Annotated in this window: 17 protein-coding genes; 12 read left to right on the top strand and 5 right to left on the bottom strand. The window is 40.5% G+C overall.

Annotation, left to right across the window (positions count from 1 at the left end):
• Window positions 1-9 precede the first annotated feature (9 nt).
• Together GGR21_RS13720 and GGR21_RS13715 are read left to right on the top strand one after the other, a co-directional pair.
• Window positions 10-1,248 (top strand): nucleoside permease, encoded by a 1,239-nt coding sequence (locus tag GGR21_RS13720; protein WP_183307807.1) that lies wholly within the window; start codon window positions 10-12, stop codon window positions 1,246-1,248.
• Between the two features lie 149 nt (window positions 1,249-1,397).
• Window positions 1,398-2,297 (top strand): PfkB family carbohydrate kinase, encoded by a 900-nt coding sequence (locus tag GGR21_RS13715; protein ID WP_183307806.1) that lies wholly within the window; start codon window positions 1,398-1,400, stop codon window positions 2,295-2,297.
• Here GGR21_RS13715 and GGR21_RS13710 read toward each other — a convergent pair.
• Both GGR21_RS13710 and GGR21_RS13705 read right to left on the bottom strand, forming a co-directional pair.
• Window positions 2,294-3,064 carry a class I SAM-dependent methyltransferase gene (locus GGR21_RS13710; RefSeq protein ID WP_183307805.1) on the bottom strand — a complete coding sequence of 257 codons (771 nt, stop codon included), beginning with the start codon at window positions 3,062-3,064 and terminating at the stop codon, window positions 2,294-2,296. The two genes, GGR21_RS13715 and GGR21_RS13710, sit on opposite strands and share 4 nt — an antisense overlap.
• Window positions 3,065-3,069: 5 nt before the next feature.
• A complete protein-coding gene (locus GGR21_RS13705; RefSeq protein ID WP_183307804.1) occupies window positions 3,070-4,275 on the bottom strand; it encodes an MFS transporter in 1,206 nt (401 codons plus the stop codon).
• 243 nt (window positions 4,276-4,518) lie between these two features.
• Between GGR21_RS13705 and GGR21_RS13700 the strand changes: the two genes are divergently transcribed.
• The 3 genes from GGR21_RS13700 (at window position 4,519) to GGR21_RS13690 (ending at window position 9,200) form a co-directional block, all read left to right on the top strand.
• On the top strand, window positions 4,519-5,898 hold the full coding sequence (locus GGR21_RS13700) for a C1 family peptidase (protein WP_183307803.1): 1,380 nt from the start codon (window positions 4,519-4,521) through the stop codon (window positions 5,896-5,898).
• A 424-nt stretch (window positions 5,899-6,322) separates the two neighbouring features.
• The gene (locus GGR21_RS13695; protein WP_183307802.1) at window positions 6,323-7,459 is read left to right on the top strand and encodes an LA_2272 family surface repeat-containing protein; all 1,137 of its coding nucleotides are present in this window, start codon (window positions 6,323-6,325) and stop codon (window positions 7,457-7,459) included.
• A gap of 52 nt (window positions 7,460-7,511) precedes the next feature.
• Window positions 7,512-9,200 (top strand): B12-binding domain-containing radical SAM protein, encoded by a 1,689-nt coding sequence (locus GGR21_RS13690; protein WP_183307801.1) that lies wholly within the window; start codon window positions 7,512-7,514, stop codon window positions 9,198-9,200.
• A 27-nt stretch (window positions 9,201-9,227) separates the two neighbouring features.
• Here GGR21_RS13690 and GGR21_RS13685 read toward each other — a convergent pair whose 3' ends face one another.
• Window positions 9,228-9,686 (bottom strand): DUF937 domain-containing protein, encoded by a 459-nt coding sequence (locus GGR21_RS13685; RefSeq protein WP_183307800.1) that lies wholly within the window; start codon window positions 9,684-9,686, stop codon window positions 9,228-9,230.
• A gap of 280 nt (window positions 9,687-9,966) precedes the next feature.
• Window positions 9,967-10,701 carry an HAD family hydrolase gene (locus tag GGR21_RS13680; protein ID WP_183307799.1) on the bottom strand — a complete coding sequence of 245 codons (735 nt, stop codon included), beginning with the start codon at window positions 10,699-10,701 and terminating at the stop codon, window positions 9,967-9,969.
• Window positions 10,702-11,037: 336 nt separating this feature from the next.
• Here GGR21_RS13680 and GGR21_RS13675 point away from each other — a divergent pair, with 336 nt between their 5' ends.
• The 7 genes from GGR21_RS13675 to leuB all read left to right on the top strand — a co-directional run bounded on the left by GGR21_RS13675 (window position 11,038) and on the right by leuB (window position 19,797).
• Window positions 11,038-12,528, top strand: a complete 1,491-nt coding sequence (locus tag GGR21_RS13675) for a 2-isopropylmalate synthase (protein ID WP_183307798.1) — start codon at window positions 11,038-11,040, stop codon at window positions 12,526-12,528.
• A gap of 101 nt (window positions 12,529-12,629) precedes the next feature.
• Window positions 12,630-14,024, top strand: coding sequence for a 3-isopropylmalate dehydratase large subunit (gene leuC / locus GGR21_RS13670; RefSeq protein ID WP_183307797.1), 1,395 nt, complete (start codon window positions 12,630-12,632; stop codon window positions 14,022-14,024).
• A gap of 46 nt (window positions 14,025-14,070) precedes the next feature.
• On the top strand, window positions 14,071-14,421 hold the full coding sequence (locus GGR21_RS13665; RefSeq protein ID WP_183307796.1) for a four helix bundle protein: 351 nt from the start codon (window positions 14,071-14,073) through the stop codon (window positions 14,419-14,421).
• A gap of 50 nt (window positions 14,422-14,471) precedes the next feature.
• Window positions 14,472-15,062: a 3-isopropylmalate dehydratase small subunit gene (gene leuD, locus GGR21_RS13660; protein WP_183307795.1), complete on the top strand. Its 591-nt coding sequence runs from the start codon at window positions 14,472-14,474 to the stop codon at window positions 15,060-15,062.
• Between the two features lie 71 nt (window positions 15,063-15,133).
• Entirely contained in the window at window positions 15,134-16,645 is a 1,512-nt protein-coding gene (locus GGR21_RS13655; RefSeq protein ID WP_183307794.1) for an alpha-isopropylmalate synthase regulatory domain-containing protein, read from the top strand.
• 46 nt (window positions 16,646-16,691) lie between these two features.
• A complete protein-coding gene (locus GGR21_RS13650) occupies window positions 16,692-18,710 on the top strand; it encodes an LTA synthase family protein (protein ID WP_183307793.1) in 2,019 nt (672 codons plus the stop codon).
• Between the two features lie 19 nt (window positions 18,711-18,729).
• Entirely contained in the window at window positions 18,730-19,797 is a 1,068-nt protein-coding gene (leuB, locus tag GGR21_RS13645) for a 3-isopropylmalate dehydrogenase (RefSeq protein ID WP_183307792.1), read from the top strand.
• 90 nt (window positions 19,798-19,887) lie between these two features.
• On the opposite strand, the gene GGR21_RS13640 is transcribed toward leuB, so the two are convergent.
• Entirely contained in the window at window positions 19,888-22,698 is a 2,811-nt protein-coding gene (locus tag GGR21_RS13640) for a M16 family metallopeptidase (protein WP_183307791.1), read from the bottom strand.
• Window positions 22,699-22,721 lie beyond the last annotated feature (23 nt).

The raw sequence follows: 22,721 nt of genomic DNA, 5'->3' as shown, positions 1-22,721 counted from the left end.
TACAATACCATGAGTTTAAAATTAAGGCTTATAATAATGAATTTCTTCCAGTTCTTCGTATGGGGAGCATGGATGATTACTATTGGCAATTACTGGTTTAGTACAAAACAATGGGCAAGTGAAGATTTCGGGCTTATCTTTTCCACAATGGGGATCGCCTCCATCTTTATGCCTACCCTGTGTGGTATCATAGCCGACCGTTGGATAAACACAGAAAGGCTGTATGGTATATTGCATATCCTTTGCGGAATCACATTTATGTCGCTGCCAATGGTCGACAATCCCACTACATTCTTCTGGGTAATACTGTTGGGAATGATTTTTTATATGCCTACACTGGCTCTGGCAAATTCAATAGCTTACAGTGCGCTAAACAAATATAATCTTGATACGGTTAAGCATTTCCCTCCTATCCGTGTATGGGGAACAATAGGTTTTATCGCTGCCATGTGGGCAACCAACCTGACAGACAATAAATACTCTGAAAATCAATTTTATATCGCCGGAGTTGCGGCTATTTTACTGGGCTTATATGCCTTCTCTCTACCTGCATCGCCACCACAGAATACCGAAAGTAAAGGAAAAACGCTTACCGAGATGCTCGGACTGGACGCCTTCAAACTATTCAAGGATTACAAAATGGCTTTGTTCTTCCTGTTCAGTATGTTGCTGGGAGCAGCATTGCAGTTGACAAATGCTTATGGAGACACATTCCTCGACGATTTTAAATATACTTATCCCGATTCGATTATAGTAAAATTTTCCACCATAATACTCTCTATTTCGCAGGTATCAGAAACCCTGTTCATTTTAGCCATACCGTTTTTCCTGAAACGTTTCGGAATAAAAACCGTGATGCTTATAAGTATGCTGGCATGGGTGCTCCGCTTCGGGTTATTTGCATTTGGCGATCCCGAGGGCGGACTGTGGATGATTATTCTTTCATGCATCGTCTATGGCATGGCATTCGACTTTTTCAATATATCGGGTTCACTGTTTGTGGAAAAATCTACCAGCCCTAAAATCCGTTCTTCGGCTCAGGGACTGTTTATGATGATGACAAACGGTTTCGGTGCCGTAATCGGTAGCTGGACTAGCGGCATTATTATCGGACGGTTCTTTACAGGTGCCGATGGCATGAAAGACTGGCAGTCTATCTGGCTTTGCTTTGCCGGATATGCTTTGGTTGTGGCTATATTGTTCGCCATATTCTTCAAATATAAATATACACCGGAAGAGGAAAAATAAAATTTCACGCAAAGACGCAGAGACGCAGTTATAATACATACTCAAAGAATAACTGCGTCTCTGCGTCTTTATATATAAGATTACTTCCTGCATGTTTTCTTTGCATATTCTTTATTTTACTATTTTTGCATATCTAAAAAAAAGAGACGATGCATAAATATGATATTTGTTGTGTGGGACACATAACACTCGATAAAGTAGTAACTCCCGAAAGTACTGTACATATGCCCGGTGGAACGGCTTTTTATTTTTCACATGCCATTCGCCATTTCGATGATATAGACTACACACTGGTAACTTCATTGGCCGAATCGGAAATGAAGGTTGTAGATGATCTGCGGACGAAAGGAGTTGACGCTCATGTTATCCCGAGCAGGCATTCGGTTTATTTCGAGAACATATATGAAGAGAATCAGGACAACCGCACACAACGCGTCCTTGCAAAGGCTGATCCGTTTAAAGTAGATTCATTGAATAACATAGAGTCCCGTTATTATCTGCTGGGAGCATTGCTTGCCGATGATTTTCCGCTGAAACTTGTAAAACATTTGTCATCGAGAGGACTGATTGCTATCGATTCTCAGGGCTATCTTCGTGAGGTAAGAGACCAAAATGTATATCCTGTGGACTGGGAAGATAAGCTGGAAACGCTTAAATATGTACATATTCTGAAAGTAAATGAACTGGAGATGGAAGTGCTGACCGGAATGACCGATATTCGTGAAGCTGCATATCAATTATATGATTGGGGGGTACGCGAAGTACTGGTGACACTCGGTAGCCTGGGTTCCGTGATATATGACGGTACAGATTTCTATCCGATTCCGGCCTATAAACCTCAGCAGATAGTAGACGCCACAGGTTGCGGCGATACGTATGTCACAGGTTATCTGTATAAACGGGCAAAGGGAGCATCGATAGAAGAAGCGGGCAAGTTTGCCGCTGCGATGGCTACTATAAAGATCGAGGTGTCGGGCCCTTTCTGTGGAACGAAAGAAGAGGTGGAAAAGAGGATAACCACAGCCGAAGAAATTATTCCCGTATTTTAGATACTCAAGTTGTCCTGCTTGCAAACAAATATCTGTTTGCCTGATTTGTCTTCAAATATTTCTTCGTTAAATCCACCGAATTTATGAATAATTTTAAATCCATACATGCTTAAATAAGCATCTAATTCTTGTGGAAAAAACATCCGCATATCCAGATTCTGAATAGAGTCAAATTCTCCATTTATAAAATAATGCCATTTTATACGGTTAATCTGAGTTTTACTTTCATAAATCATTGTCTGTTTTACACTAACATTTCTACCATCTTTGGTCGAATATTCAGCAATAACCTGTTCTTCCTTTTCTGCATTTACAATATATTGAATATCAGGATTAAAACAATCAAAGATGAAATATCCATTATTTTTCAGATGTTTCTTTACGCTTATTAATACATTAAAAAAGTCCTGGTTAGTATATAAATGATGAATCGAATTAAATGGAATAAAAATAATATCATAAACTTCAGGTAAATCCAAATATCTTATGTCAGATTTGATAAGCTTTACAGAAGCCTTCAAATCATTTGCTTTCGCTTTGGCTTGTTTCAACATCGATGTGCTATTATCGACACCGGTAATATTATATCCTTCTTGTGCAAGAGGGATAGTAAGCCTGCCTGTCCCGCAACATAATTCAAGAATGCGACCATTCTTCCTTTTTTTGAGCCAACGTGAATAAAATGGCAAATCAGCTACTTCAACATTCATGCCATCATAAATGTTACCATCGTAAATCAATTTCCCTACTTTATACTTTTCACTCATTTCATTTATCTCTTCAATGTCTTGCTCACAAAAGGAATGATAATAATGCATGCCCCTAAAAGTCCTACTGCCAGGTAAGCCCATTCGAGGCTGTAATTATGAGAAATAGCGCCGACTAACAACGGAGCAACCAGCGGCCCGATGAAGCTGATACTCGACATAATGGTCAACGCCGTACCCACAGGAGTTTTCGCCTTATCTCCTACAATACTGTAAAGGGTAGGCACTACGCAGGATATTCCCAATCCGATAAGCATAAACCCGACAGAATTGATTATAACCTTGACAACCATTGAGTCTGAATATCCGATAAACAATGACGAAATAACAAATCCCGCGAAAATAAGCGAGCCGGCGATCTGTAACACAGTCTTTTTCTGCCACATGCGATAAGCCAGATTCGTCAGCATACGCCCCGTAAACATCATTACCATAAACACAAGAAAGCCTACCTGCAACGATTCGGGCGCTTTTATCACCGATTGAAAATAGACATCACTCCACTCGAACATCGTGTTTTCCACAACTAAAGCAAGTAACCAAATCAATCCCAGCTGTATAAGCAGCATTTCGGGCATACGGAAACCTTTCTTTCCGGCCAAAGGTTTTTCTTCTTTCTTTTCGGTTTTTATAGCCGGTTCCCGCAGGTATTTATAATTGAATAGTATAATTGCCAGCGCAACAACCGTTATGATGAAGAAATGGAAGAATGTGCTCACACCCAGATTTATCATCCCATATCCTATCAACGCACCTATACAGGCAGCAAGGCTCCAACTGGCATGAAATGTGGCGATAATAGGTTTTTCATATATACGCTCTACTTCTATCGCTTGTGTATTGAGCGAGATATCGGTCATATTCCAGAACATTCCGAAAAGAAAAAGTATTATGCCTAGTCCTGTGATCCCCGGTGCTATACTGGCCAGGAGTAAAGACACGGCAAAGCCTGAAATACTTATCAGCACAGTCTTTTTACTGCCGATGCGTGGCAACAGGAATCCTACAACAGGTATGGCAACAAATTTACCGATCGGTATAAGGAACATCAATAGTCCGTAATGCAGGAAAGACTCTACATTGTAGTCATTTTTAATATCCGGCAAGCGGCTTGCCCAACTGGCAAAGCACAATCCCTGAGCTATAAAAAGCGCCAGTACGGCATATCTGATCCGCTGTTTGGAATAATGGGCAGGTATAGTATCGGTCATTTTCTTCTGTTTTTTTACAATAGTGCAAAAATAGTAAAAAGCAGGAATATGTATAGTATATGAGAGAATGTCTTTTCCCTTATGGCAAATTGCTATAAGGATTTCTTATATAAAAGAATTTTTCGGGTTGTCTGCTCAATAAAATACTGCTTAAAAAAAATATAATATTAAAATGATAGGAATGATTACCTGTTAATTTGTAATTTTGTGGAAACACATAATCCGAAACTAAAACAGGTAACCATGAAAAAACTAGTATTAGCAGGGGCTTTGTTATGCTTGTCATCTGCATTGTCTGCTCAAAGTATTACGCAGAATGATTTAAAGGAAATACAGTCGGGCTTCAACAAAGATGCTTCTACAAAAGCTATCCAGAACATTCTGACCACAACATCCAATATCACCGCCGCCGCTCTCAATCATGAGATGGAAGGCCGGATAGACCACTATTTCAAGTACAGGGTGAATGTGAAAGGAATTACCGATCAGAAAAGTTCGGGACGTTGCTGGATGTTCACATCGATGAACGTATTGCGTCCGTCTATTATGCAGCGGTATAACCTCAATGAATTTGATTTTTCACATAATTACCTTTATTTCTGGGATATATTTGAAAAGGCAAACCTGTTTCTCGAAAATATTATTGCTACGGAAAAAGAAGATATGGACAGCCGTGCTGTAGCTTACCTGTTCAAATCTCCGGTAGGCGATGGCGGCGTCTGGAACCTGTACTACAATGCTGCCGAAAAATATGGGGTTGTACCTAAAGAGGTGATGCCCGAAACAGCGCATTCGAATAGTACACGTCAGATGCTGAGCCTGATAAATGAACGTTTGCGTGCCGGAGGATATGCAGTCAGAGAGCTGGCGGCAACAGGCAAAAAGGTACAAGAGCAGCGGACAGAGAAAATATCAATACTGAAAGATGTGTACCGTATACTGGCTCTATGCCTGGGTGAACCGCCGACAACCTTCACGTGGAGATATAAGGATAAATCGGGGAATATACAGGAACTCAAAGATTATACTCCACAACAGTTTTATAAAGAAATCACTCCGGCCGACTATTCGCCCGATAATTATATAATGGTGATGAACGATCCTACAAGGGAATATTATAAACTGTATGAAATAGATAATTACAGGAATACTATAGAGGGAGTCAACTGGTTGTACCTGAACCTGCCGAATGAAGATATTAAAAAGGCAGCACTGGCATCTATCAAGAATAATGAAGCCATGTATGCATCATGCGATGTGGGTAAATACCTGAACAGGGAAAAAGGCATACTCGATCCTGAAATGTATGATTACGAATCGTTACTGGGTGTTAAACTATCTATGGACAAGAAAGCCCGCATACTTACCCGCCAGAGCGGATCGAGTCATGCCATGACACTGATAGGATGCGATACGGACGAAAGTGATAATCCTGTGAAATGGGAATTTGAAAATAGTTGGGGAGCAGCCTCCGGAAATAAAGGATATCTGACCTTTACCGACGAATGGTTTAGTGAATATATGTTCCGTGTGGTGATCCACAAAAGATATTTGGATGCAAAAGCCATAAATTCTTTGGAACAAAAACCAATACAACTTCCTATGTGGGATTACATGAATTAGAAAATTGGCACGGGATTTGCTATTAAAATAGCTTTTGCACACAAAATCTATTAGTTATAGTTTAAAACTGTGACTTTTCGGAAAAAGATGGTTATATTTGTAAATGTTAAAAAACACAGGATGATAATTAAAACCGCTTAGCAAAATTTATAAAAAATATGTTTTATAATATGTTTTTTTATTTGCAGAGGTTGGTCAAAAGTCGTTCCTTTGTATCGATAACCAAACAATCTTTATTTACCTTAAAGCCTAATACCTAATTAACTCACACATAAGAGGAGGTTTCGAGTCAGAAGCCTCCTCTTATGTCTTTTAGGCCATTACTATTTTTCACAGGCATTAAGGAAGATTCACACTTTCACATTTTATAACTTCCCTGATTAAACAACAATAAATATCATTAAAATTATATATCTTGCGAAATATGAAAAAGACACTCTGCACTCTCCTATTCGCACTTTCTGTTACAGCACTGCTATTTGCACAGGAAGAGAAGAAATTCCTCAACCTGGGGGTTATCCCTAAATGGAGTTTAAATAAGCATGACACTATTTACAGGAACAATATTTCGTTAAATCTGATTTATGGCAGCTCTATCAATAATTATGGGTTTTCCTTTTCAGGTCTTTTTCACGAAACAAAAAATATGCGCGGCGTACAGATAGGAGGGCTTCTAAACTATGTGGAAAAGAAAGCCGAAGGAATTACAATAGCAGGACTATATAATAGAGTTGAAGACAGCAGAGGTTTGCAAATAGCTTTTTTTAATAAAAGTACTTATATGACAGGGGTACAAATTGGAGGTTTTAATCATGTTGATATTGAAGGCTCCGGTTTGCAAATAGGGTTTGGCAATTTTTCAATGGATCATTCCTCCCACAAAGTGAAATTCAATGGTATGCAAATAGCTGTATTAGGGAACGAAGCCGACACGCTGAATGGGATTCAGATAGGATTATATAATTCGGCCAGGCATTTAAGAGGTCTTCAGATAGGACTACTCAATATAAGCAACAATAATAAGTTCCCTATCGGACTGGTCAATATCGTCCCCAAAAGTGCAGGCGGCAGCATGCATGTGGGGCTGATGTATGACGATCTGGGCAACTTATCTCCTACGTTCCGTTCGGGAGGAAAATATTTGTATGGCATTGCAACATTGGGTTATAACCTGAAATCCATGAACCAGCTATATGTCAGTGGAGGAATAGGCGCACATATTCATATATCGGACAGGTTCAGAATAGACACAGAAGTTACAGCGGGGATGATAACCAAGGTCCTTATACAGATGGGAAACGTCGATGATGAAAAAGTAAAACAGAAAGCAAAAGAATATAATTATAAAAGGATGAATCACTATGCTTTGCGGATTCTGCCCAATATAAAAATAAATAAGGAAATAAATTTCTTTGCCGGCCCCACCCTCAATTATATCACCAGCAGAAGCCGGGATAACAAAAAGCTATTCCCGTCGTATAGCCTGTGGAAAGACTTTAATGATGACCGCATGAGGCAATTATATATAGGCTGGACTGCAGGAGTACAATACACTTTGTAATATTCTCACTTAAAACCATTACTTTTGTATCTTTTTCAATCCGACGATAAAAATGAAAACGGTACTCTCTACGCTGAATGCAAAATATATCCATACATCACTGGCGCTTCGCTGGCTCTATGTAGCTAACAAAGACAGGTTCGATGTATCGCTCAGAGAATATACCATAAAAGAAAATATAAATAAGATTGCGAATGAATTACTGGGCACAGAATGCAGTATTCTTGGACTGAGCGTATCTATATGGAATGTAAAGCAAACCAAAGAACTGGTCTCTGTACTGAAAAAGAATAAACCCGGCCTAATCATCATTCTGGGTGGCCCCGAAGTTTCATACGAGCCCGAATTCTTCCTCGATACATGGAATATCGATTATGTGATAAGCGGCGAAGGTGAATTTGTTCTGGGCGAATTGCTCGATGCCATACAGCATGAAAAATCGACTGAAATCCCTGGCATATCATCCCGGAAACATATAAGTAAAGCTATCGCACAGGCCGATATAGAAAAACTCAGCCGCTTGGATTCACCTTATATGTTGCCACAAGATGCAGAGGAAATGGGCAATAAGCTTGTCTATTTCGAGACCTCACGGGGATGCCCCTATCAATGCCAATACTGCCTGTCTTCGCTCGAAAAAGGCGTGCGTTACTTTCCCAAAGATTATATCCTGGGCAATCTGAAATATCTGATAGAAAGTAAGGCTAAGCAAATAAAATTTCTCGACCGCACATTTAACCTCAACAGAGAGCATACACTCATGGTTTTCGGCTTCCTGATAAAGAATTATCGCCCGAACCTCAGTTGCCAGTTTGAAGTATATGCCGATCTCCTGAAAGATGAGATGATAGATTATCTGAATGATAACCTTCCGGAGAATTATTTCCGCTTCGAAATCGGGATTCAATCGACATACGAACCTACGAATGTCGCTGTAAAACGGAAACAGGATTTTCCATTACTGGCAGGTAATGTGCAGAAAATAATGCAGGGTGGAAAGATAGACCTGCATCTCGACCTGATCGCCGGACTTCCTTACGAAACATTAGAACGTTTTCGCAAATCGTTTAATGATGTTTTCGAATTGGGAGCGAAAGAAGTGCAGCTCGGTTTTCTGAAAATGCTGCGGGGAACCAATCTCCGGAAAGATGCGGATAAATATGGATATAAGTATGATGATGAAGCGCCATACGAAATCTTTTATAACAGTGATATTTCAGCCGAAGAACTCTCACGAATCCATGAAGCAGAGCACGCCCTCGAAAAATTCTGGAACAGCGGGCGTTTTCCTGAGACAATGGATATTGTTTTCAGGTCTTATTATAAAGGAAAATATTTTGAGCTTTTCGATGAAGTTGGCCAATTCTATAAAGAGAGGCAATATCCCCACCGGGGTTATCAATTGGAAGACCTGTTCAGGTATTTACATGAATTTCTGCTATCGAAAAATATAGATTTATTTGAAACATTAAGGGAAGATTACTATAACAACTTCAGCCGTAAACCACAGGGATTCTGGGAAGATACAATAGGCAAACAACGAAGAAAACAATTACTTTATCAAATTGGACAAGATAAAATCTTCTTGAAAAAACATGGGCTAAACAGGAAAGTCATTGAAAAACTTACAGTAATAGATATGCTTTCCGAAGATATTTTTCTGCTCACAATATTTTTACCGGAGGGAAATACTACATTTAAATACTGTTTTGACAAAAACAAAAAAGAGCAGCTCACATAAGCCACTCTTTAAATTTGTCTTGTCTTTTTATTTGCCTCCACCGAATAATCCGCCTATCATATCCATCAGACCACCACTTTTCTTTCCGTCATCTCCTCCTCCGGTGAAAGAACTAAGGATAGAACCCAGATCGAAAGAATCGTTCGAATCGTTATGTTTTTTCGAAACTAAACTTATCAACGCAGGAACTACTGTAGAAGCAATAGTAGTGGCAACACCCTGACTTAGTCCTACTTTTTCAGCTAAAGCTGATACTACCGAATTCTGAAGAGAGCCAGAAAGCGCATTGCTACCACCCGATTCGCCACCAAACAAAGCCATTACATTTGAAATATTTCCGGATGTAAGCTGACTTTTCAGACCATCAGCGATAGCATGAGTAGTTGTTTCCACTGCTGCATCCTTTTTATCTTCCGGCACTTGCGAGTTATTTGTAATGACATTTGCAGCCTGATCTTTTACAAGATTTAAAATCTGATCTAACATAATTGTTGTGTATTAAGTTTGTAATAAGGTTTGAACGTTTCAGGACTAAATAGGTTCAGTCCGTAAAGTTGTTTTATGTTAACGTTCTATTGGGGTAATTCAGCCTACCTGTCGAGGGATTTTTGAACTTCAATTGCCTCCACTTTTAAGTGGAGGAATAAGATCAGATATCTGAAATTGGCTTTAGCCAAATGGAATTTCGACTAAAGTCTTTTCCTAAAGTGTTTTTATCCACGCGTTAAAAGGCGCGGCAATCGATAGTACTTAACAGCTCTGTAATTTACCGGGCATTCAATATTTTCACAAACTCATCCCAGTTATTATACAAAGCTTCCATAGATGGTAATACAATATTGGCACCTGCATCCCACAATACTTTTTCATCCAACGGGCCTGTATTTATAGCGATGGTGAATATTCCCGCCGCCGATGCCGCTTCCACGCCTCTCGGCGCATTTTCTATCACCACAGCCTGATTTGGGTTCAGGTGCCCGGCTTTTCCCAGTCCCATAAGGAATGGTTCGGGATGAGGCTTGCCATGCTTCACATCGAATGCTGTCACCATACGTTCTTTGGTAAACAGTCCCTGAAAATTATGTTCTATCTTATCGATGAGGGTAGGTTGTCCCGATCCCGTGACTATCACACATGTATATCCCTCGTCATGCACTTTTTTTACAAAATCATGAGCATAAGGAATAAGACTGCCATCGTTATATTCAGAGAACAACTCTGTTTTGCGTTTATATATTTTTTCTATCTCGTCCTGCGAGGCATCACGGCCTCTTTCCCTGTTCATAAGGTGGTTTATTGTGCTCTTGCCTACCATTCCTTCATACAGGTAGAACTCTTCGGGCGTACTCGGTATATCAAACTCGTCCATTGTTTGCTTCCACGACTTGGAGTGCCACTTCATGGAGTCGTACAACACGCCGTCCATATCGAAAAGGACTGCTTTGAGATCGAAATTTTTATATTGGTGTTTATTAAGGTAATCGGAGAATGCCGTAATCATAATGAATGTAATATTAATTTTGCCAGCACAAAGGTAAAATTAATAATCGAAAAGACCTAAAATATAAAAATGCTAGTTAAAATCAAAAAAGCGATCTTTTTATTTGTTTTTATCAAAATTTGAAATAACTTTGTCAACCATTAAATAAAATCAAACAGAAATGTTATCAGTACATAGTATTATTATTAGTTCACTCATTATCCTCTGGAGAAATTTAGGGTGAGCATTGCTATGTAGTATAATCATAAAGAATAAACTTGAGCCTTTCTCACTCTGTAAAAGATGAGAAAGGTTTTTTTTTGAGAATATATTTAATAAACCAATTAAAAAAGAGTCATGGACAAGTTATTTATTTTTGACACAACATTGAGAGATGGAGAGCAGGTGCCTGGTTGCCAGTTGAATACAATTGAGAAAATAGAAGTAGCCAAAGCCCTCGAATCGCTCGGCGTTGACGTTATCGAAGCCGGTTTTCCCGTTTCCAGTCCGGGAGACTTCAATTCGGTAGTCGAAATATCTAAAGCCGTGACCTGGCCTACCATATGTGCTTTGACACGGGCAGTGGAAAAAGACATCGAAGTAGCCGCCGAAGCATTGAAATATGCAAAGAATAAACGCATCCACACAGGAATAGGAACATCTGAATACCATATCAGATATAAATTCAATTCCACTCAGGAAGAAATACTGGAACGTGCGGCAGCTTGTGTTAAATATGCAAAGCGTTATGTTGAAGACGTGGAGTTCTACGCCGAAGACGCGGGCCGTACCGACAATGAATATCTGGCTCGTGTGGTTCAAGCCGTTGTAAATGCCGGAGCAACCGTAGTGAATATTCCCGATACCACAGGCTATTGCCTGCCAACCGAATATGGAGCGAAAATCAAATATCTGATCGACCATGTGGATATGAAGAATGCGATCCTTTCCACACACTGTCATCAGGATTTGGGAATGGCGACAGCCAACTCTATCATGGGAGTTCTTAATGGCGCACGCCAGGTAGAAGTAACCATAAACGGTATTGGCGAACGTGCCGGAAACACCTCGCTGGAAGAAGTCGTAATGGCAATCAAGAGCCATAAGGAACTGAACATTGAAACAAATATCAATACACAAAAAATATATCCTGTCAGCCGCATGGTCTCGAGCCTGATGAATATGCCAGTGCAACCAAACAAGGCCATCGTCGGGCGTAATGCGTTTGCCCACTCATCAGGTATTCATCAGGACGGAGTATTGAAAAACCTGTCTACATACGAGATCATCGATCCTAAGGAGGTAGGCATCGACGACAGTGCCATTGTTTTGACAGCACGCAGCGGACGCGCCGCATTGAAAAACAGATTATCGTTACTCGGGATAGAAGTAAACGATGACAATCTGGCTGAGATATACCAGCGATTCCTTGATCTGGCCGACCGCAAAAAGGATATTACCGATGAAGATGTTCTGATTCTGGCAGGTAAAGAGACCGATAAAATGCACCGCATCAAGCTCGACTTTATGCAGACAACCTCAGGGAAGGGTGTGAAATGTATCGGAGTAGTAGGACTTGATATCGCAGGTGAGAAATTCCAGGCATCGGCAACCGGAAACGGGCCTGTAGATGCCGCCATCAAAGCAGTAAAGGAAATAATCAAGCGACAGATGGTTATCGAGGAGTTCCTTATACAGGCTATCAACAAAGGAAGCGACGATACAGGAAAAGTTCATATGCAGGTATCGCACGAGGGAATAAATTATTATGGGTTTTCTGCAAATACAGATATTATTGTAGCCTCGGTCGAAGCCTTTATTAATGCAGTAAATAAGTTTGTGAAATAACGAATGAGATACGAGTAAACGAGTAGACAAGTAAACAAGTTTCTCTAAAAAGAACTTGTATCTTGTATCTTGTATACTTGTTAACTAAAACCAAATAAAAAATGAAAACATTATTCGACAAAATCTGGGATGCGCATGTCGTATCATCCGTAGAAAACGGCCCCACACAGTTGTACATAGACCGTCACTTTTGCCACGAGGTAACCAGCCCTCAGGCATTCAACGGACTACGTGCACGGGGATTAAAAGTTTTCCGTCCCGAGAAGACAACCATTACAGCCGACCACAATACACCAACAATCGATCAGGATCAACCCGTAAAAGATCCGATTTCAAAAAATCAGTTGGATACCCTTTCGAAAAATGCAAACGAATTCGGTATCAACCTATACTATCCATTGGGACATCAGAAAAATGGTGTAGTTCACATCATCGGCCCTGAGAACGGGTTCACCCAGCCGGGTATGACTATCGTTTGCGGCGACAGCCATACTTCTACACACGGAGCTTTTGGAGCCATCGCATTTGGTATCGGCACCAGCGAAGTAGAAATGGTGCTTGCCTCGCAATGCGTGCTTCAAACCCGCCCTAAGACCATGCGTATCACATTCAACGGTAAACTGAACGAAGGTGTTATAGCTAAAGACCTGGCACTGTATATGATCTCGAAACTGACAACAGGTGGCGCTACAGGCTACTTCGTTGAATATGCGGGAGAGGCTATCCGCAATATGTCGATGGAAGAACGTATGACGCTCTGTAACCTGAGTATAGAAATGGGCGCACGTGGAGGTCTTGTCGCTCCCGACGAAACAACTTTCAACTATGTGAAAGGCCGCGAATTCGCTCCGAAAGGTGAAGAATGGGATAAAGCGCTAGCATACTGGGAAACCCTGAAAACAGATGAGGGTGCAAAATTTGATAAAGAACTGACTTTCGATGCTGCCGATATTCAGCCGATGATCACTTATGGGACCAATCCGGGTATGGGAATGGGGATTACAGGTACTATCCCTACTCTTGACGAAATCGACGAAGCAGGACGTATATCATTCCAGAAATCGATGGACTACATGGGCTTCAAACCGGGAGAAAGGGTTGAAGGCAAACAAATAGATTATGTATTCCTCGGTAGTTGCACAAACGGCCGTATCGAAGACTTCCGTGTATTTGCCAACTTTGTGAAAGGTAAGAAAAAAGCGGATAATGTGATCGCATGGCTTGTTCCGGGAAGCTGGATGGTAGAAAAACAGATAAAAGATGAAGGTCTCTACGATATATTGAAAGATGCAGGCTTTGAGCTTCGCCAACCGGGATGCTCGGCATGTCTGGCGATGAACGACGATAAAGTTCCGGCCGGAAAATATGCGGTATCTACTTCGAACCGTAACTTCGAAGGACGTCAGGGACCGGGTGCACGTACTATCCTTGCAGGGCCATTGGTAGCGGCAGCAGCAGCAGTTACTGGACGGATAACCGATCCGAGGAATTTCTAATTAGCAAATTCGGAAATTAGCAAATTTGAAAATTACTTAATTGAGTATGAAAGAAACCGGAAATGTAATTGTTGATTTATCGTTTAAGTTCGCTTTGGATATTATTGCATTTGCTGAAATATTGGAGCAAGAACGAAAATACATAATTGCTAACCAGTTGCTAAAAAGTGGAACATCAATCGGGGCAAATATAAGGGAAGTTCAAAATGGAGAGAGTAAACAAGACTTTATTCATAAGCTAAAGATTGCGGCGAAAGAAGCTGACGAAACTGAATATTGGTTGCTCCTTTGTGAAAACTCCGAGAATTATCCATTTAATTCTCAATTATTAGAAGATATAAAGATATTACAAAAAATCATCAATAAAATTATCGGAACGGCTAAGTCAAAAGGATGAGACTATTCATTTGAAAATATGCTAATTCGCTAATTTACAAATTAATATTTATGGAAAAATTTCAAACACTTACATCGACATACGTTCCACTTCCTATCGAAAATGTGGACACAGACCAGATTATACCTGCACGCTTTCTGAAAGCGACTGACAAAGAAGGATTTGGCAACAATCTTTTCGCCGACTGGCGCTACAACAAAGACGGTAGCCCTAAAGCCGACTTCGTATTGAACGATTCCACATACAGCGGACAAATACTTGTCGCAGGTAAGAATTTCGGTAGTGGATCGAGCCGTGAACATGCCGCATGGGCAGTTGCCGGATATGGCTTCCGTGCAGTAGTTTCAAGTTTCTTTGCCGATATTTTCAGGAATAACGCATTGAACAACGGGGTATTGCCGGTTATTGTCACTCCTGAATTTCTCTCAGAAGCTTTTGTCAGCGTAAAGGCCGATCCGAAAGCGACACTGACCATCGATCTGGAGAAACAGACAATAAAAAATAATGCAACAGGCAAGTCGGAAAATTTCGAGATCAATCCATATAAAAAAGAATGCCTGCTCAAAGGTCTGGATGATATCGACTATCTACTCTCTAAAAAAGAAATGACAGAGGAATACGAAGTTAATTCGAAAATTTGAAAATTAGCATATTAGCAAATACACTATTTTCATTTGCTAATTCGCTAATTGACTAATTCGCTAATTGAATTATGATTGAAATAATGGACACTACCCTGCGTGACGGGGAGCAAACGGCGAGCGTTTCATTTTCCACACAGGAGAAGATGAGCGTAGCCCGCCTGCTGCTCGTCGATCTGGGGGTAAACCGCATAGAAATAGCTTCGGCAAGGGTATCTAACGGTGAGTTTGATACTGTAAGCAAGATTGCCTCATGGGCTCAGGCAACAGGCCATATCGATAAGATCGAGATATTGGGTTTTATCGATAAGGGCGCATCCCTGCAATGGATAAAAGACGCAGGATGCAAGACTATCAACCTGCTGACAAAAGGCTCTTACAAGCACGTTACCGAGCAATTGAGGAAAACACCGGAGCAACACCTCGAAGATATAAGATCCGAAGTGAATATGGCTCAGGAAATGGGCATTACCGTTAATGTTTACCTCGAAGACTGGTCGAACGGTATTATCCACTCCGAAGACTACGTTTATTTCATGATGGACGGCATGAAAGACCTGCCTATTAAACGCTTCATGCTGCCCGACACACTGGGTATTCTCAACCCTCACAGTGTATGGCGTGCATGCCGCAGGATGATAAGCCGCTATCCCAATCTGCATTTCGATTTCCATGCCCACAACGATTATGACCTCGCCGTGGCCAACACGATGGTGGCCGCCGAAGTGGGAGTAAAAGGAGTGCATCTGACAATGAACGGACTGGGCGAACGTGCGGGAAATGCATCACTGGCCAGTGTTATAGCCGTATTTCACGATCAGTTGAAATTACAGACTACCGTCAAGGAAGAAAACATTAATAAGGTGAGCCGTGTAGTAGAATCATATTCGGGGCAGATCATCTCTACCAACCAGCCCATCGTGGGAGACAATGTCTTTACTCAATGCGCCGGAATCCATGCAGACGGCGATAATAAGAATAATCTGTACTACAACGATCTTTTCCCTGAGCGTTTCGGCCGTGTACGGGAATATGCCCTCGGTAAACTGTCGGGTAAATCTAATATCCGCAAGAATATAGAGGCATTGGGTATAGAACTTGATGAGGTAGATATGCAGATAGTAACCAACCGGGTGATTGAATTAGGTGACAAGAAAGAAATCATCACTCAGGATGACCTGCCTTATATCATCGCAGATGTATTGAAGAACAATGATAAAGAAAAGCGAATTAAAATACTATCTTTTGCATTCCTGCTTACCAAAGGACTTCGCCCTACAGCTACTGTTAAAGTAGAAATAGACGGAAACGAATATGAATGGACAGCACCCGGGGACGGGCAATACCATGCTTTTTCAAAAGCTCTGTATAAAATATACAGCCGGTTGAACAAGCCAACCCCTACCCTTACCAACTATGCTGTGTTCATTCCGCCGGGAGGACGTACCGATGCATTAGTGCAGACGGTTATCACATGGGAATTCAATGGCAAAACTTTCAAAACCAGAGGATTGGATGCTGACCAGACTGAAGCTGCCGTGAAAGCCACGGAAAAGATGTTGAATCTGATAGAGGATATGTAAAAAAAAACGATCTTTGCATATTGAATACAAAAATTCATTAATCAGAATGAGAATAAAGAACATAAAAGATAAATTTAATAACCAGTTTGCAGGTTCATTAATTTATCTTCTTTCTGTCAATGCGCTATTCCTTATATTTTTCTCTATATTTAGAATAATCAATATTATAACTAATTGGCCAACAATAAGCATAATAGACGATCCTGCTTTATACAATTATATATTCAAAGCAATAACCAAAGGTATACGGTTCGATAATATTGTAACCAGCTATGTAATAATTATACCTTTGATAATACTGCCTATAGCTGCTCTTTTCAATTATTTTAATAAAAAATTAATAATAGCGGCAAATATTTATTTCTCTCTTTGTGCGTTTGTTTTATTGGGCCTTTCTATGGCAAATATTCCTTATTTTGAATATTTCAACCAATACATTCCTCTTTCCGCGTTGTATTGGTTTGAGTACTCTGACCAGATAATTGGAATGCTCACCGGGGAAAAAATCTATTTATATTATTTTTTACTATTTATCTTCATCTTTCTAGTCTTTATATTTTCTCTTATAATAATTCGCCGGTTAATCACAAAGCACATCGGACAAAGGGTAAAAGTCTATAAAAATTATTATGTATACATACCTATTCTATTGCTATTTTATTTACTCTGCTTATGGGGAACAAGAGGATGGTTGTTTACACGAAAACTAAGAGAACCCGATACCATATTCTGCCAGCATTTAATAATTTGCCAGATGGTAATGAACCCGGTTTATTACATCGCAGGAACTCAATATTCGTCTCAATTACATACATTAGTCGATGATAATGAATACGGTAATGTAATAAAAAGAGAGTTGGGTTTTGATATATTCGACGAAAAATATTATATAAACAACCATTCTACAGACTCTCTTGACCATAAAAATAAGCCCAACATTATTTTTATATTTATAGAATCCTTTTCTCATGAATATATTGAGAGAAACCAGGGAGAAAAGCCACTGTTTCCTTTTATAAAGGGACTAATCAATAAATCTCTTTATTTCGATAATTTTTACTCTCATGGAATCCACACTAACCAGGGAATTACAGCTTCATTGTATGGAATACCATCTGTTTTTGAAAAGGTAATGACTATTAAAGCCCCAATTCAGTTAGATTTAGGTATGTTTGGAGAGGAAAAATATAATGATATCCGCAAAAAATCTCCTTATCTCCACGGCCTACCAAATAATCTGAAAGAACTGGATTACACAAACCTATTTTTTGTAACACATACCATAAATTTTGATAATCTAAATAATTTTCTCCCCTTAAATGGATTTGATCTGATATATGGCTCGGAGAATTATCCTGAATCGGAAAACGTAAACACATGGGGAGTTTCAGATAAATATCTGTTTGATTATTCTAAAAACGTCATTGATTCTGTAGCCGGGCAAAACAAACCGTTCCTTGCCTCAATATTAACGATAAGTAATCATCCTCCTTATGTTTATCCCAAAGAATTTAAAAATGTGAGCAACAATGAAGACGATAGTGCGATGGCTTATGCTGACAACTGCCTGAAAGAATTTATGGAGGGGGCTTCTAAAGAAGAATGGTATAACAACACAATATTTGTCTTTTTAGGTGATCATGGAAAAAGATTTAACCAAGAAGAAAGCCTTCCTTTATCGTTTTTCCATGTACCTCTGATCATATATTCTCCTCTATTCGAAAATGCGCCGCAAAGATATTCTTTCCCGATGGGACAGATAGATTTATACCCTACCCTGATGGGACTTATGGGACATCGTGCACATTACAATACTTTTGGTATAGATGTCTTTAAAAAGAAGAGAGATTTTATCTATTTTTCATCTGACGAAAAATTAGGGTGCATCAGCAGTAATAATTTCTACTACATAAATGATTTTATTTACAATCAGGAATTTTTGTATAAGTTGGGCAAGCGCCCACTGCAGGAAGTAGAAATGAGTAAATACAAACATTTGGTGGACAGTATGAAAACATATTCCGGATCGATGCTGGAAGGTGTTAAACGACTATATAAAGATTAGATTAATAATTTTAGATATAATGAAACTAAACATTGCAGTACTACCGGGGGATGGAATAGGCCCGGAAATAATTGAACAGGCTCTGAGAGTAACAGAAGCCGTATGTGAAAAATTTGGACATGAACTGAGCTACGAATACGGATTAGTAGGAGCATCGGCTATCGATCAGGTAGGAAATCCTTATCCCGATGGAACACACGAATTGTGCATGGCTTCCGACGCCGTGTTGTTCGGAGCTATCGGCGACCCTAAATACGACAATGACCCATCGGCGAAAGTAAGGCCTGAACAAGGACTATTGGCCATGCGCAAGAAATTAGGCTTGTATGCAAATATCCGTCCGGTAAGCACTTTCCCGTCACTGATACATAAATCGCCATTACGTGCCGATCTGGTTGATGGTGCCGATTTCATGTGTGTGCGGGAACTGACAGGCGGGATGTATTTCGGTCGCCCGCAAGGTCGTAGCGAAGATGGAAATACGGCTTACGACACCTGCGTATATACGCGTGAAGAAGTAGAACGCATTCTACACCTTTCATACAAGTATGCACAGATGCGCCGCAAAAAAGTAACTGTGGTAGACAAAGCGAATGTACTGGCAACATCACGCTTGTGGAGACAGATTGCGCAGGAAATAGCACCACAATACCCGGATGTGGAAACTGAATATATGTTTGTCGACAATGCTGCCATGCAAATCATACAATGGCCTAAGCGTTTCGACGTGCTTGTTACCGAAAACCTGTTCGGGGATATCCTTACCGATGAGGCATCTGTCATTACAGGATCGCTTGGCATGTTACCGTCAGCTTCTATAGGTATCCATACTTCAGTTTTCGAACCTATACACGGATCGTATCCGCAGGCAGCAGGAAAGAATATTGCCAACCCGTTGGCTACAATCCTGTCGGTGGCTATGATGTTTGAATATGCATTCGAGCTGAAAGAAGAAAGTGAACTGATACGCAACGCTGTTGCTGCATCGATGGATGCAGAAGTAGTTACCGAAGATATCTCGCTTTCGGGTAAAGCACATTTGACATCGGCTGTCGGTGACTGGATCGTTGATTATGTTAAGAAATAATACTGATTTACAGAGGTCTATTAATTTCTCAAAACAAAAAACAGGTTGCTGGTCAGCAACCTGTTTTTTTGTTATATATAAAGTAACTGGTTACTTTTTCTCTGTAGGATTCATTATCACCTGAATGAAGTTGTCCTGTGATATCAAGTCTTTTGTTACAGCCTTGATATCGGCAGGAGTCAGAGCATTCACAACAGACAGGTAATTGCTGTGATTGTCTTCTCCATAGAAATAATTGGTTGAAAGAATACCAGACCAGTATCCGTTCTGTTTTTCGTCTTCCTGGAATTTTTTCAGCATATATTCTTTCACTTTCTGGAAGTCGGCTTCCTCCGGCCCGTTTTCGGCTATCTTATTTATTTCCCGGTTGATGATCGGTGAAATAATTGCTACCCTTTCGTGGTCGGTATCGAAAGACATTTGCAGAGTTGTCTGTCCTTCCGGTATACGGCTGATGGCCGAGCGTACACTTACTCCGTACGTACCTCCGGCTTCTTCCCTTACTGTGCGCACATACACGATATCGAGTATCTGTTTGAGTGCAGATAGTGAAATTTGTGTTTTCTGATCACGTTTCAGAGTTCCGCTGTATAGTTCGAATACCGACGTTTTAGGGGTTTCCATCTCCTGTTCAAATATATTATCGAACTTACCTTTACGTATCGAAGTATCTACCTTTTTGTATGTAGCATTTTTATCACCCGATGGCAAAGACGCCAGATATTGTTCAACCAGTGGTTTCAAGGCAGCTTCATCTACTGTTCCCACAAAAGTGAATGTAAATGATCCCGGATTGGCAAATGCTTCCTTATATATTTCGATTATACGATCGTAATCCAGTTTCTCGGCATCTTCGGCGGTCATTTGCTGCATGCGCGGATTGTCTCCGTACATAGCTTTTACCGCATTAATATTGAAGATATATGAAGGTTCTTTAGTCAGGTTTTTCAACTGGGATTTAATCATGTCGAGAATATTGGAATATGCTCCCTCATCCTTACGTGGCGCTGTGAAATACAGATATGTAAGCTGCATCATTGTTTCCAGATCCTTGATAGTAGAAGATCCGCTGATTCCTTGTGTCCAGCTTGAAATGTTTGCATTCACACTGGCCGATTTTCCGGCAAGGGCTTTTTTCAGGTCGGTAGCACTAAAGCTGCCTATACCTCCCACAGAAGGAACCATCGAAGCCATATTGGCATTATTAATATCAGCGTCAGCCACAATAGATGTACCTCCGTAACCTACAGATGTCATTCTGATCTCATCATCTTTAAAATCTGTTTTCTTGATAACCACTTTTATACCGTTAGACAAGGTCCAGATTGTAGTACCTAATTTTGCATCGCTTTCTGTTTTCGCAACGCTACCGGCTGCAGGCAACTGCGGTATAAGCGGCTCGTTGGATACTTCTTCCACATAAGCAGTAATATCTTCTTTCTGAACGGCATCCATCACAGCCAGCAGGTCGGCTTCGGTCGGATAAACGAGTCCTTCTTTTTCAGGGCCTGTCACAGTGATGATAATGTTCTTATCCCCAATCAGCTGCTGTATAGTCATGTTTATTGCCTGAGCATTGAGCATAGGGGTAAACTTCTTGATAAAATCGTATTCGAATTCGATGCCCGGTATACCTTCATTGTCTATGAAACTGCGTACATATTCCTGAACATAACGCCTGTTCAGTTCTTTGTTGCGGTTGTTATACATATTTTCATAACGCTTCAGCAAATCTGCTTTAGCTCTCTCAACCTCAGCTTCGGTGAATCCGAATTTCTTGATACGGAGATTCTCACGCACAAGACTTGCCAGTGTTTCATCGATCTTTCCTTCTTTGCTAAGTGCAATAGATGTCCATGCATCTTTTGTTTTGGAAACAAAAAATTCACCATCATAAGCATACGATGCAGTGAAAGGAGCGTCTGCTTTCTGAGTAATCTCATTCAGACGGTCATTGATCATGGATGAAGCCAACGATTTTATAACACTCATTACAAGTTCGGCCTCTGTTTTCTCCAATGCCTCCGGCATTTTGTCGTGCTTGATATAGAGATTTATCTGTGTTCTTGTAGCTTCGGGATCAGTTACAATAGATACGATCGGTTTTTCGTTATCCGGAACCGGAAAATATTCCCTTACAGCAGCATTTACAGGCTTAGGTATATCGGCAAACATAGTTTTTATCTTAGCTTCCACCTGATCGACATCGATATCACCTACAACGACAATACCTTGAAGATCGGGTCTGTACCATTTATGATAATAATCTTTCAATGTCTGGTACGGGAAGTTTTCCACTACTTCCATTTTACCTATCGGCATACGGTCAGCATATTTACTACCGGCAAAGATCACAGGCAATTGCTTGTCCCATATACGTGACTGCGCACCGCTACGGGTACGCCATTCTTCTTTAATCACCTTGCGTTCTTCATCGATCTGTTCATTTTTCAGTGCGATAAAGCCTGACCAGTCGTGCAATACAAGCAGACAGGAATCTATTATCGTTTCACGGATAACAGGCACATCGTTCAGGTTATACACCGTTTCGTCGAAAGATGTGTAAGCGTTAACATTCGCGCCGAATTTAACACCTATAGTCTCCAGATAGTTGAGCATGGTCTTTTTGCCCGGATAATTTTTCGATCCGTTGAAAGCCATGTGCTCGAGGAAGTGAGCCAGCCCGGCCTGGTCGTCCTCTTCTTGCATAGAGCCCACTTTCTGGGCAATGTAGAAGTCTGCCCTTTTTTCGGGGTAGGCATTGTGCCTGATGTAATACGTCAGGCCGTTTTCTAACGTCCCATACCTCACCTGTGAATCTACAGGCAATGGCTGAGGCATCTGAGCTTTAGCCATTCCGGCCAGGAAGATCAGAGTTAAAAGAATAATTGATTTCCTCATATAGATTGGTTTTATAAATGTGA

This window comes from Dysgonomonas hofstadii, from assembly GCF_014196915.1.
GTDB lineage: Bacteria > Bacteroidota > Bacteroidia > Bacteroidales > Dysgonomonadaceae > Dysgonomonas > Dysgonomonas hofstadii.
The sequence above is the reverse complement of the archived record's forward strand: the minus strand, read 5'-3'. Positions and strand labels throughout refer to the sequence as shown.